The organism is Anaerolinea thermophila, assembly GCF_020723905.1.
Classification (GTDB): Bacteria; Chloroflexota; Anaerolineae; order Anaerolineales; family Anaerolineaceae; genus Anaerolinea; species Anaerolinea thermophila_A.
The window spans coordinates 59,042-72,418 of sequence record NZ_DYHZ01000005.1; the positions used below are offsets into that span (position 1 = coordinate 59,042).

At 48.0% G+C, this 13,377-nt stretch carries 9 protein-coding genes; 6 read left to right on the forward strand and 3 right to left on the reverse strand.

Annotated features, from left to right (window positions below; all coding sequences use genetic code 11):
• Positions 1–36 precede the first annotated feature (36 nt).
• Positions 37–2,520, reverse strand: a complete 2,484-nt coding sequence (locus LHF31_RS08750) for a HEAT repeat domain-containing protein (RefSeq protein WP_303774140.1) — start codon at positions 2,518–2,520, stop codon at positions 37–39.
• Positions 2,521–2,526: 6 nt separating this feature from the next.
• Positions 2,527–3,228: a zinc ribbon domain-containing protein gene (locus LHF31_RS08755; protein ID WP_298008694.1), complete on the reverse strand. Its 702-nt coding sequence runs from the start codon at positions 3,226–3,228 to the stop codon at positions 2,527–2,529.
• Between the two features lie 98 nt (positions 3,229–3,326).
• Between LHF31_RS08755 and LHF31_RS08760 the strand changes: the two genes are divergently transcribed.
• From LHF31_RS08760 to LHF31_RS08785, 6 genes are read left to right on the forward strand one after another with little or no spacing between them, the layout of a single operon-like run.
• Positions 3,327–4,838, forward strand: coding sequence for a hypothetical protein (locus LHF31_RS08760; RefSeq protein WP_298008697.1), 1,512 nt, complete (start codon positions 3,327–3,329; stop codon positions 4,836–4,838).
• Between the two features lie 5 nt (positions 4,839–4,843).
• Positions 4,844–6,922 (forward strand): YfhO family protein, encoded by a 2,079-nt coding sequence (locus tag LHF31_RS08765; RefSeq protein WP_298008699.1) that lies wholly within the window; start codon positions 4,844–4,846, stop codon positions 6,920–6,922.
• Between the two features lies 1 nt (position 6,923).
• Complete coding sequence (locus LHF31_RS08770; protein WP_298008702.1) at positions 6,924–8,498, forward strand: hypothetical protein; 1,575 nt, start codon at positions 6,924–6,926, stop codon at positions 8,496–8,498.
• A gap of 41 nt (positions 8,499–8,539) precedes the next feature.
• Positions 8,540–10,876, forward strand: a complete 2,337-nt coding sequence (locus LHF31_RS08775) for a YfhO family protein (RefSeq protein WP_298008705.1) — start codon at positions 8,540–8,542, stop codon at positions 10,874–10,876.
• Positions 10,858–11,832: a MoxR family ATPase gene (locus LHF31_RS08780; protein WP_298008708.1), complete on the forward strand. Its 975-nt coding sequence runs from the start codon at positions 10,858–10,860 to the stop codon at positions 11,830–11,832. The genes LHF31_RS08775 and LHF31_RS08780 overlap by 19 nt, the downstream gene beginning before the upstream one ends.
• Positions 11,832–13,169, forward strand: coding sequence for a DUF58 domain-containing protein (locus LHF31_RS08785; protein WP_298008711.1), 1,338 nt, complete (start codon positions 11,832–11,834; stop codon positions 13,167–13,169). Before LHF31_RS08780 ends, LHF31_RS08785 begins: the two co-directional genes overlap by 1 nt.
• Here LHF31_RS08785 and LHF31_RS14635 read toward each other — a convergent pair.
• The gene (locus LHF31_RS14635) at positions 13,154–13,372 is read right to left on the reverse strand and encodes a CDGSH iron-sulfur domain-containing protein (protein WP_363324786.1); all 219 of its coding nucleotides are present in this window, start codon (positions 13,370–13,372) and stop codon (positions 13,154–13,156) included. The genes LHF31_RS08785 and LHF31_RS14635 overlap by 16 nt on opposite strands.
• Positions 13,373–13,377 lie beyond the last annotated feature (5 nt).

Genomic DNA, 13,377 nt, shown 5'->3' on the forward strand with positions numbered 1-13,377 from the left:
AAAAAGCCCCAACTCTGGGGCTTTTTTTGATTTAACTCAAACAGATAACACTCCCCACAAATTCCAGATCCAGAGCACCGAAAAAGCCATATCCTGAACCGATCGATCCATGCTTTGTGAAAGACGGTAAACTTCTGTCTGGATTTGTTTATCAGGATACATGCGGGCATATTCCATAGCGGCTTTTTGATCCTCCACGGAACTGGAGCGAAGCGCTTCTAGCAGTAATTCAATTGGCGGGACATTGGGGGTAACGCCAATACCCCGCTTGGCGGCAAAACTGATCAGCCAGGAAGACTCCCATGGAGGCGGAACAGGATTTGGTATTCTTGGATTCTTTTGGGCAAGAACTTCGGCAACCTGAGATGCAACATTCCGAACCACCCATTGCCCATCTTCCACTGCAACCCGTTCTGCAAGTTGTTTTGCCCACTCTTCTCTAAATTGAAGAAGCGCCAGAACCGCGGCTCGACGGGTCAACAAATCAGACACTTTGAGGGCTTGTTGGATAATTTCCTTCCCTTCTTGAGGATGATGAGCCAGAGCCTCTGCCGCTGCCTGACGCATCATTTCATCCCCATGCATCAAGGTTTCGGCAATTGCGCTTTGTGCGCTTTCTGAGGGGATGGCGCTTAAGGATAAGCAAGCGGTCAATCTGACTTCTTCAGATGGGTCGGCGAGGAATGGCAGGATATCTGGAACGAGCGTTGTATCTCCCGATGCACCAGCCCCCAGGAGGCTAAGCCGTTTCATGACGGGGGAGGGCGATGAAAACAGGGATTTGAACAAACGCGCTATGGATGGATCTCCAGAATGGACAAATGCTGCAACAACCCTGGCTCTCAACCCTTCTGGCAAATTTTCGTCCTGTAAATATTGCACCATTTGTTTAAACAGGTTGGATCGCCACGGTGCAGTGGTAGAAATATCAGGAAGCCAGCGTGCCAGAAGGAAGAAGTGGCTTTTCAGGGTAGAGTCATCACCGGATAAAAGGGTTAGCGCATCAATAGAATTGGCGTTTCGAACGATGAGGTAACGCACTGTCTGGCGGGCTATTTCCCACTGGTTCTGGGTCCACAACTGGGGTAAATCCATCGGAGTAAATCGGCCGCCTGCAAGAAAACCAGTAAAGAGTGGGTTGACGATGCATAACTTTTCACCCGGGTACTCTCGAAGAAGCCCCTCCGCTAGCAGGCTTTCCAGCACCTGTTCAGAAGGCGAAAGAATAATATCGCGCTTCTTTTTCTGTCGCTTTTGTTGGGTTTCGGAGACGATTTGTGCCAGTTCGTCAGGGCGTGGACCGGTGATCTGCGCAATCGTTTTTTCCAGGTCTCGATAGGGCAAAGCGCTGGTTTTCCTCAGCAGATATTCGCTGGCAATTACCTCCAGAATTTGATAGGTGATATTCCCCTGGATAAACCGATTCAGGAAAGTACGGAGAACCTGAACTTTTTGAGAAGATTGTATTTCACCGGTGAAAGCCAGCCAGATTCGGAGTGTCCATTCAAGCGGAGAAAGATAACTTTTTTCTCCCCTGAGCCAGTTCTTGAGTAGAAAAGTAGCAACAGGTTGAGCCTCTCCTCTTTTTTGTATCTCCGGTGCAATCCATCGCTCCCAGGCTTCACACCACTTTTCAAGGAATTGCTCTCGTTTTTGAACTCCCCAGGCGGACAAGGCGAGTACCTGGAAGCCGCTCTCAATTAACCCATTCAGATATGCTGGGGAAGCGGCTAGCATAATCCGCAAGTTGGGGTATTTCGTTTTGAGCAAATGAATGTATTGGTTAAAAAGAGGGAGTTCTTCCTGAGAAAGTTCATCCACTCCATCAATCAGCAGAATGGCTCGCCCCGAATTGAACCGGTCAGTCAGAAATTGATGGAAACGGGGACGTAGGACAACCGGTAGCCGTCCCTGGAAGAACGATAAAACCGGTTTTAAAGGCTCTGACACCTCTTCAAAGATCTCGATCTCCCTGATATGAAAATAGAATGGTGAAAGTCCTTTCAGAGAGTTTTCTGTTACTTCGTTTCGCACCAGTTGACAGGCAAGATGTGCCAGTGCCACGCTTTTGCCACTACCCGGTTCGCCAACGATAGCAATCAAAGGATGTCCTGAGATTGCCTCTTCGAGGGTGAGTGTTTCTACCGGATAGTTGGCGCTCAATTCGGGCCAGTCTGGGGTGTAGGGGATAATTTGACTGGCAATGGAGTCGGGTGCCGTAGGATGTTTTTCCAGGGCAGATACCGGCGGAGCCAGCACTGTGGGAGGAATGAGAATTTCATCCAGAGGAAACAGTGCCGAGGCAAGATGCATCCGTTGAGCGCGTTGTAAGGTGTCTTTCTGAAGGAACTGGTTGGCAACTTCGAGATTTCTTTCTCGAATATCCTGAATGAATTTCTTGATTCGATTGATGAGTGGTGGAATTAATGGGCGAAGTCGTCCGATTAACCACCAGAAGACGCTTGCGGCAACAAAACCAAGGAGAAAGGAGGTGAGATCAATTCTCGAAAACGCGCCCATGAAACATCACCCTGAATACAAGATTCGTCCACAGGAATTGCAGAAAATGAGATGCGGTTGCATCCGCGCGGCTTGTACCTCGGATGCCCGAATGGTAGCACCACACGCAGAACAGGAATTCTCTTCTACGAGTGTCACGGCTACACCTTTTTTCTGTGACCGCAGTTGTTCGTAGATTTGAAGATTTTCGGATCGGATGGAGGCGCAAATAGCCTGGCGTTCTGTCTCTAATCGAGATTTGGTTTTTTCTAACTGCTCCCGCTCGCCTGATAACCCCGCCTGTTCAGAAATGACCTGCCCGAGGGTTTTTTGATATGCTTCAGAAGCCTCTTTCTCGAGCAGTTCGTTTTGCTCAACAGCCATCATGGCTTCCAGTTGTTGATCTTCCAGCGTTTCTAAATGCTTTTTCAGAGAAGCCAGTTCTTTTTCGAGATCTTGTAGTTCTTTAGGGTTCCGGACACTGCCACTGTACAGAGTAGATGTGGTTTGTTCTATTTTGATGGTGTGCTGTCGAACGAGTTCTTCGGCATTGTGAAGTCGAAACCGGGATTTTTCTAACTGGCGATGAGTTTCTTCCAGTTTCTTCCGGGCGTCCAAAATGCGCGAGTCTTCGGAGAGCATTTTTTCAATTTGTTTTAAGCGGGCATGAATTTGATCCAGTTGGGAATCAATTTGCTGGAGTCGGTAGAGATGAGCACTCTGGTTCATACGACCATTATAGGTTGGGTTGAACGCAACCGCAAGTTTTTTGAAAGAAGGCGAAAAAGTTTGACCGTATAATTAGTATACCGCCTATGAAGACAAAAATGTCACTCACTACAATCGTCATTGTTCTTGTGATCGTTTTCTTTCCCTATGTCCTCGGATGGTTGTTACAGGGAGATTTTGTTTTCTCGGGTTTCCTGTTCAATCCGCAGGATGGATTTTCGTACCTTGCCAAAATGCGACAGGGTTGGGAGGGTTCGTGGGGGTTTACTCTGCCATTTACCTCGAATCCTGGTGAACCGGTACCTCTTTTTCTGTTTTATTTGTTTTTGGGACACCTGGCAAGAATTTTTCATCTTTCTCTCCCTGTGATGTATGGCATAACCCGTTTCCTTTCCTCGGCATTCCTGCTTTTCATGCTTTGGGATTTTCTCCAACGCACCTTTAAGGAGAAATCTCCAGATGCGCAAAGGGTGTTCTGGCTCCTGGCGCTGGGAGGTGGATTGGGGTGGCTGGTTGCTCTTACCAGCGGTTTTCTGACGGGAGATTTCTGGGTGGCGGAAACCTACCCGTTTCTATCCATGTTTGCTGCTCCTCATTTTTCACTGGGGCTGGCTTTGATTTTGTGGGGTGATAAGATTTCAACGATGCCCTTCAATCCCCTCAATGCGTTAGGCTTGAGTATTATCAGTCTGACTCTGGGGTTTATTCAACCATTTGGAGTGGTCATCTTAGGGTTATGGCTCGGTATACGTTTCCTGGTTCAGGGTTTGTTTCAACAGAATTGGATACCATGGGTTCGTTTTATTCCAGTTGTTCCCGGATTGCTGGTGTTGTTCTGGCAATATGGGTTGATTTCATCCCATCCGGTTTTGAGACTGTGGAATGAGCAAAATGTCACTTCAGCCTTGCCTTTGTGGGATTTGCTGGTCTCGCTTTCGCCTGCTGTCATCCTGGCTGTGCTGGGGGGAAGGCGCGCATTTCAGCGCAAAGATTTTCCTTTCATTGTGGTTGCAGGATGGGTCCTTGGGGCAATGGTATTGATTTATTTCCCTTTCAATTTACAGCGGCGATTCATGACCGGATTGTATATCCCGGTTGGGGTTTTAGCGGGATATGGGGTGAGTGCGTGGTTGGGATCGCGCTCTGTTCTAAAAAAATGGGTATGGCGCGTGGTGTGGATAACTTCTTTTTTCACACCTTTACTGGTTGTACTGTCCACAATCGGCGCTGTCTTCCAGAAAGACGCCAGTGTGTATTTGTACCCTGATGAGGTGCGTGCTTTCCACTGGATGGAGCAAAATCTTCCCAAAAATGCTGTGATCTTAGCCGCTCCTCAAACGGGATTAATGATTCCCGCATGGACAGGGTTGAGAGTGGTTTATGGACATCCCTTTGAGACGGTGCGCTCGGACGAAAGCAAGCAATGGGTGGAAAAATTTTTCCTTGGGGAGATGACAGCAGCAGAAACTGATGTGTTTTTCCGCCAGTTTAATATCCAGTATCTGTTAATTGGTCCACGAGAAGAAGCGCTTTTACAGGGCAGGAATCCATCTGTTGGCAGGATGGTTTATCAAACAGAAAATGTGCGAATATTTCGTGTAGAAAAATGAGGCGTTTGACTCACAAAGTTTGGCTTCTGGCGATTCCATTACTGGGATTGATTCCTGGGTTATGGGGTGTTTTCTTTCCAGCACAGTCTTCCTATAGTGACCTGGTGATCAGTCATTTACCCAATGCACTCTGGATCCAGACATCCCTTTCTACCATGGGGGAAATTCCCTTATGGTCTCGTTTGATTTTGAGCGGGTATCCGTTTTCTGCCAATCCATTATCAGGTCTCTTCTATTTTCCTTCCTGGTGGGGCTTGCTGTTTCCTCAACCTGCAGGTTTATATCTGGTGACTGCCTTCCATCTATTCCTTGGCGGGGTAGGAATGGTGAAGTTTTTGGAGGAAAAACATTTGCCCTACCCGGCAGCAATTTTTGGTGGGTTGTTGTTTCAAACCATGCCTCGACTTTGGGCTCACTTCCTCGCCGGGCATATTACTCTGGTATTTGCTCTTTGCTGGATGCCTTGGCTTTTCTGGGCTGTTGACCGCTCTATCAGGGTGAGAGGACGTATCATTGGCTTGTCTGCTTTATTTTGGGGGTTGATTGCACTTGCGGATCTGCGGATGGTTCTCCCTGTTGGTCTGGCATGGGGTGGGTACGTTCTGTTCAGGGTGCTTATTGCCGAAAAATGCTGGAAAGATTTATTCAGATTCATTTTGGAAGGTACAGGTGGGCTTCTTCTTGCCGCTTCAGTCTGGTTGCCCTTGAGTGAGTACACCCGTCTCTCTACACGGGCGCTGATGAGCACAAGCGAAAATCTGGTTTTTTCTTTTCCTCTTGACCACCTCTGGGGGCTGTTCATACCGGATCTGGGCGGCAGTCCCGAATGGGTAATTTATCCGGGGGCTGTTGTGCTGGTACTGCTTCCACTGGCTTCGTGGAAAAGAAAAGAAAATGTGTTTTGGTGGATTCTTTCCATAACTGGGATTGTCTTTGCCCTGGGTGATACTGTGCCGGGGCTGGGGGAACTGTATCACTGGCTCGGGTTAGGAGTGTTACGGGTACCGGCAAGGATGCTTCTGATCACCCAGTTTTCCTGGATCTTGTTAGGCTCATTGACGGTCTCTCAATGGTTAGAAGTTCCTCCGCGAATAGCGCCGTCCATGAAACTGGCTGGAGTTGCCGTTACGACGTTTCTCCTGTTACTGGCTTTTGGAACCGGGGTCATGACCGGGGAGTGGATCCCTCGATTGTGGACAGGTAGTGTATCTTTTTTCCTGGCTTATGTATGGCTCAGGATACTGGTTGCGAAAGGCTTTTCATTCAAGAATTCTATGAGCATTTTTTGGGGAGTGCCGCTGCTTTGCAACTTACTGGTTATCGCTTTTGGGGCAAAAATACTCCCGGCAGGAGAGGTACTCGCTCAAAATGCAGAAGTGGCTCGCTGGTTGACAGCGCAAAAGCGAGAAATGGGTAATTTTCGCACTTACTCGCCTTCGTATAGCCTTCCACAGCAAACTGCCGCTCTTTACGGAATTGAACTGGCGGATGGGGTCGATCCTCTCATACTGGCGTCATACCAGCAATTTATGGAAAAAGCCACCGGGGTTCCCTCCAGAGGGTACAGTGTTACCCTGCCTCCTTTTGAAACAGGAGAGCCGGCGCTGGATAATCGTTTTTACAAGCCCGATTTTCAACAACTTGCTCTGGTAGGGGTTAAGTATGTGCTGGCTGACTTTGATCTCGTGGGTGCGGAAACGAATCTTGTGACAACCATCGGCTCAACAAGGGTTTATCAAAACCCATTTTTTGTGGGCATGGCATGGCTGGAACAGGGACAGGAAACCATTCCTGTGTCTGAAGTTGTTTATACAGCCAACACTCTTGAAGTTCGCCGGGTGGGACAGGGGCGTTTAGTGTTTGCAGAACTGGATTATCCGGGCTGGCGTGCCTTTGTGGATGGAAAACCGGTTGAAATCACTCCAGCCTATGGAATCTTGCGATCTGTTCTGATACCTGCTGGCACTCATCAGGTTCGAATGGAATATCATCCACAAAAAGGGTACTGGGGGATCCTGGTGAGTGTGCTTTCCTGGGGAGGGCTGGCTGTTCTGTGGTTCAAGCAGAAACGTGTTGATGATTGATATGAAACGTCGAAACATCTTTTCCTTTGCATTCATTGTTATTTTATTGACCAGTCTTCCATACCTGGTGGGCTATCTGCGCCAGGATGAACAGTGGCGTTACACCGGGTTGTTAATTGCCGCCGAGGATGGACACTCATACCTGGCAAAAATGTTGCTGGGTGCTGCAGGGGACTGGTTGTTTCGTACCCCCTATACGGCATACCCTCAAAGAGGCTTCCTGGCGTTTTTCCCCTATATCCTGTTAGGAAAACTGACTTCCCCTCCCGGACAGTACAGTCAACTGGTTGCTTTGTTTCATCTGTTTCGAATTGCCGGGGTGATATTCTGCATCTGGGCAACTGACCGATTCGTTTCTCTCTATTTCTCCGAATGTCGCTACCGATTATTTGCTGTAGTTTTAGCCACTCTTGGCGGAGGACTGGGATTTCTCTACGTATTTGGATTATCTTCTTTCTGGCAGGGGGGGCTTCCTCTGGAATTTTATTCACCGGAAACTTTTGGTTTCCTCTCTTTCCTGGCTATTCCCCATTTGCTCTGGGCGCGAGGTTTCCTGTTTTGGGGCTTGACAGATTATCTTCATGCCCATCGCGAGGAATCTTTTTGGGGAGGATGGAAGGCTGGGGTAATCTGGAATCTCACCGGTTTGATGCAACCCTTCACAATTGTCGTTGGATGGGCTGTTTTAGCCATTCACCTGTTTGCTGAATTTCTTTATTCTCTCCTGCAAAAAAATAATCCTCTTCATTCCTCTTTTAGTTTCTGGGCAAAACGGGCATCAGGCGCTGTCCTGGCTTCATCTCCTTTTGTGATCTACACGTTTGTCTCTTTCCGATTAGATCCTTTCTTGAAGCAGTGGGAAAAACAAAATATTATCCTTTCGCCCCCAATCGGGGATTATCTTCTGGCATATGGGATATTGCTGCCCTTATCCTTGGTGGGGACATGGAAATGGTTGCGCCAATCAGATGTCTCCAAACGGTTATTGATTTTCTGGGCATTGTTTTTCCCTGTTCTTGCCTATGTGCCCTATAATTTACAGAGGCGCTTACCGGAAGGGGTATTCGTTGCCCTCTCCATTCTGGCTGTGGCTGGTTTTTCTATCCTCTCAGGATTCCCTCGTTCTCTGGCAAAGATCTGGCTAGGACTGAGCATGATTCCATCCCTCATTTTGGTGGGCGGCGGGATAATCACTCTGCTGAATCCCTCTCCACCTTTATACTTCAGTGCGGATGAACAGGATCTTTTTAAGACAATGCGGGATATGGTGCCACGGTCATCTGTGGTTTTAGCCGATTGGGACCTTTCGAATTTGTTGCCTGCTCATGTTCCGGTGCGAGTGATTATTGGTCATGGTCCTGAGAGCCTCCGGGCAATTGAATTGAAACAACAGGTGGAAAAATTCTATCGAGGAGATTTGAGCGAGAAAGAAAGGTTACAGTTCTTAAAGCAAGAAAACGTGGATTATTTAATTGTGAGACAGGAGATCTCCCCAAATGGGTGGCGAAAAATGCCCGATCTTAAATTGCTTTATCAAAATTCTTCTTTAGCATTATTTCAAGTCACCAGACCATGAACAAAAATAAACCCCGTCTTCATGCTCTTTTGAATTCCTCTGTGTTTCGTCTGGCCCTGATTGCCGTGGGTCCTCTGATTCTGGTGGGGCGTTTTTTGATTCAGGGAAAAGTCCTGTTCTGGGGAACGCCGTCTTTACAATTTGTTCCATGGTGGCTGGAAGGGTTGCGACAGATGCAGGATGGGGTTGTTCCCCTGTGGAATGCCTTTAATGGCATGGGGGCTCCTTTACTGGCTAATTATCAAACGGCTTTCTTTTACCCCCCAAACTGGATTTTATTTCTTTTCTATTTCATCTGGAAAACAGAAGGTCTGGCTTGGGGTTTTACTTTTCTGGCGATGCTTCATCTGGTTTGGGGCGGGTGGGGAATGCTTTTCTTTCTCAGGCAACGGGGTGCCAGTCCATTTGCACAGGTAATTGGCGGGATGGCTTATGCTTTAGGGGGGTACCTGGTTGGAAGGTTAGAGTTTTTCAGCATGATCTGGGTTGCTTCCTGGCTCCCGTGGATTGTGGGATATTGTGAGCGGTTTTTTTCAACAGAAGAAATTAAGGCAGGTGTATTTCCGATGCTTGTCCGTTGGCTACCTGGTTTGGCGGTGCTTTTCTCCTTCCAGTGGCTGGCAGGGCATGCACAGTTATCCTGGTACACCCTTGTATTTACAGGAATTTGGGGCATTGTGAGGTCTTTTTCGACTGCCAGGTGGCATGGCCTTATCCGATGGCTGGTTTTATTGGCTTGCGCCGGAGTCCTGGCAGGGATGATTAGTGCCGTTCAGTTGCTTCCAACCGCAGAATATTTATTGCATTCTCAGCGGGCAAGTGAATATGGATTTGAGGAAGCGGTTGTTTATTCCTACTGGCCCTGGCGATTATTGACCCTGCTGGCTCCCGATTTATTCGGTAACCCTGGCACTGGCAATTACTGGGGGTATGCAACTTACTGGGAAGATGCGGCTTATCTTGGTTTAATCCCTCTGGGTATGGCTTTCACTACCTTAAGAGGGGTGTTTGGTCGCCGATATGCTCATCCATGGTTGACACGAAGACAAACCCTGGGATTATGGCTTGGAGTGGCTGTATTCTTTATCCTAGCAATGGGAAAAAACACCCCGGTTTTCCCGTTCCTCTATCACCATGTCCCCTCTTTCAATTTATTCCAGGCGCCGGCACGGTGGATGATTCTGGTAGTGTTTTTATTGATTATTCTGGCTTCTGCGGGAATTGATTCATGGCATCATCCTTCAGGAAGAGGATTGTACTGGTTACGTCTTGGAACCGCAGGAGCGTTTGCCATCACTCTGGGCGCTGGATTGGCTTCGCTGGTTTTCCAAAATATTCGTTCGACCTTTATTCTGAGTACAGCCGTGATGGGATGGTGGGCACTTCTTGCGGGAGGTCTGACCCTGATCATTCCATGGTTTGAGAAAAAGGATGGTTTATTGTTCTGGCAATATCTGGTGGTTTTGGCGGTTGGAGCCGATTTGCTTTTGGCTGGTTGGAACCTGAATCCGGTGGTTTCGACTGCTTTTTATTCCGAAACCACTTCTTCCGAAAGATTATTACAGCAAAAGGCTTTTTCTGGTCGAGTGTTTCTCTCTGATGCAGAGGAATATTTCTTGAAATTCAGACGTTTTTTTCGTTTTCAGGATTATCGTGCAGTGGAACCATGGCACCATCTCAGAAGTGTTCTTTTACCCAATACCAACCTTTATAATCGGATTTCCTCAGCGGTTAATTTTGATCCCTTCGTTCCTCGACGCTTTGCCGACTGGATGGATGCTCTGAATCAACGCAGTGAAGAAGAAATATCTCTTGTTTTACCCTGGATGGGAGTGTCTGTGTGGGAAAAACTGGATGGCTCCTCTCCGATAGGAGTCCGTTTTGATCCGGTTTCGAAGCCGATTGAGGTTGCTTGGTTTGCGTGTGCTCAAAGGGGAGTTGAAGATGTCCATCAAGTGATGGATTATTTGGTTGAGAGGAAAGCCGTGAAAGGGCCCCTGCTCCTTGAAGCAATCCCTGGGGAATCTTGTGCTGATGAGGATATGCTTCTTCTGGATGCGCAACTGCGTTCTTCCCAAATTGTGGTTGTTTCACCAGAGGAAGGATGGCTGTATTTTGCTCAAATTGTCTTTCCGGGCTGGCAGGCGTATGTGGATGAGCAACCGGTACCCATTTATCGGGCAAACTATGCCTTCATGGCAGTGTATTCGCCCAGGCAAGGTGCTTCCATTCGTCTCATATATAACCCTCTGTCATTCCGAATTGGAGCATTGTTGAGTATACTGGGTTTAATTCTCCTGGGTATTTTCACCCTGAGAGCGTTTGATCGGTTCAACCGCGTAAAAAAGGATAAAGACGCATGGAAAAAATCAGCATGACTGTAGCCGATGTTCAAAAATTGAGTGAGAAAATCCTCCAGAATCTGGAACGTGTCATTGTTGGGAAACGCCATGTTCTGGAACTGACTCTTATTGGATTACTCAGTCAGGGACATATCTTAATTGAAGATGTTCCTGGCGTGGGAAAAACGATGCTGGCGAGGAGTCTGGCAAAATCTTTAGGATGTTCCTTTAATCGCCTTCAATTTACTCCTGACATGCTTCCCAGTGACATTACCGGCGTTTCGATTTTTAATCAGGTTACTCGTAATTTCGAGTATCGTCCCGGTCCAATCATGGCTCAAATTGTTCTTGCCGATGAAATTAATCGTGCAACGCCTAAAACGCAATCGGCATTGCTGGAAGCCATGGAAGAGCGCCAGGTTACGGTGGATGGGGTGACGCATCCTCTCCCAATGCCGTTTCTGGTCATGGCAACACAAAATCCTATTGAGTATGAGGGAACATTCCCTCTCCCTGAGGCACAACTGGATCGCTTTTTGTTGCGGATCCGTTTGGGATACCCAGCGCTGGAGGACGAAATCAAGATTCTTGGAGAACAACAGTACCAGCATCCCATTCAAACTCTTGAGCCGGTGCTTTCTCAAGACGAATTGTTGGAGATGCAGGAAGCGGTGAAATCCGTCTTTATCTCCCCGGCAGTTAAGCGTTATATTGTAGAACTCAGCCGGGCAACCCGAGAGAACGATGACGTGTACCTGGGAGCCAGTCCGAGAGGAAGTTTAGGTTTGGCAAGAGCCAGCCAGGTCCGGGCTGCGATGCAGGGCAGAGATTATGTGTTACCTGATGATGTGAAAGCCCTGGCTGAGAGTATTCTGGCTCATCGAATAGTCATTAATCCAGCCGCACGTTTGAAGAATCTGACTTCCAGTCAAATTGTCAATGAAATCGTCTCTGCACTTCCTGTTCCGGGTGGTTTAATGAGTAAGTCCTGATGTTGGTTCTACGAAAAACGTTTTGGGTTATTTTGGGTGTGTTTTTGTTTGCTTTGCTGGGAGGGTACCTCATTCCCAGCGGGATTTTCCCTGTTCCTGCGTCCTTACAGAATCAGACCACAATTCGTATCTTTACCCGGATTGCTGCCATCAGCGGAGGCGCTATTGTGTTAGGCTGGCTCTGGGCTCAGTTTTCTCTGGTGGGTATAGTTGTCCGCCGTGAGGCTCGAGTATTGCGTCATCAGGTAGGGCAGATTTTTGAAGAACGTTTTCGTGTCATCAATCGCCTGCCGGTTGTGCGCCTGTGGCTGGAAATTCTGGATGAATCGGAGTTGCCCGGGGCATCAGGTTCCAGGGTTTTATCCTTAATGGGTCCTCGGCAACAAAGAACCTATGTGGCTTACACATTGCTGAATCAACGGGGAGCGTTTCGGTTAGGACCGACGCGAATTTCCTCAGGAGATCCGCTGGGGATTTTTCGAAAAGTGGTAGAAATACCCGGAACTCAGGAATTGATTGTCCTGCCCTTTGTGGCAAACCTCCATCGCTTTCCATCCCCCCTTGGGCAATTTCCGGGCGGAAAGGCGATTCTGCAAAAGGCTACTGAAGTCACCCCCCAGGCAGCGGGAGTCAGAGAATACCTTCCCGGGGATGCTTTGAGATCTATTCACTGGCCTACTTCTGCCCGAAAAAATCGTTTAATGGTTAAGGAATTCGAACAGGATCCCCAGGCTGACGTGTGGATTATTTTGGATGCAGAATCCAGAGTGCACTTTTCTCTTTCTGAGAACGTTGTTCCTCCCCGGATTGATCATATCTGGTTGAGAAAAACCGAGTTAGCATTCAATCTTCCACAGGATACATTTGAGTATGGCGTTAGCGCGGCGGGCTCGATAGGGGCTTATTATCTCAAGCAGGGAAGGTCGGTTGGATTTATCTGCGCAGGACAGGCATTTGTGGTTTTGCCGGCAGAGCGTGGGGAAAGACAGCTGAACAAAATTCTAGAGACACTGGCTTTCTTGAAACCGAATGGAAATTTACCCCTTCTGGCTGTGGTGGAAGCGGAAGCCACGCAAATTCCCCGTGCCAGCACAATTGTCCTCGTCACACCGTCTATTCACCCTTCAATGGATTTAACCATTGACACGCTCCTGGTGCGTCGCATGAAACCCGTTTTGGTTCATATTGACGCACATACCTTTGGAGCGAATTTTTCCAGTGAAGAATTTATAGATCGGGTCTGCTTGAGAAACGTTCCGGTTCTGCGTATCAGGAATAACGAACCACTCACCGAAGCGTTAGAAATGAAAACACCCTCTTATTATCGAGAAGATTGAGTTTCCTCACCCTTTTCTTCGGATGTTGCAGGAACTTCGATTACCGCGGGTCCTACATTGCTATGGATTTGATTGTGGGTGCCATCACAAAACGGGAAATTTTTAGACCCATAACAACGACAAAGCGAGACCCTCTCTCCCGGTTTTAACTGGACGATATGACGAAAATGTCCGTTTTTCTCCACGGTAGAAAACTCAGGCATAGATC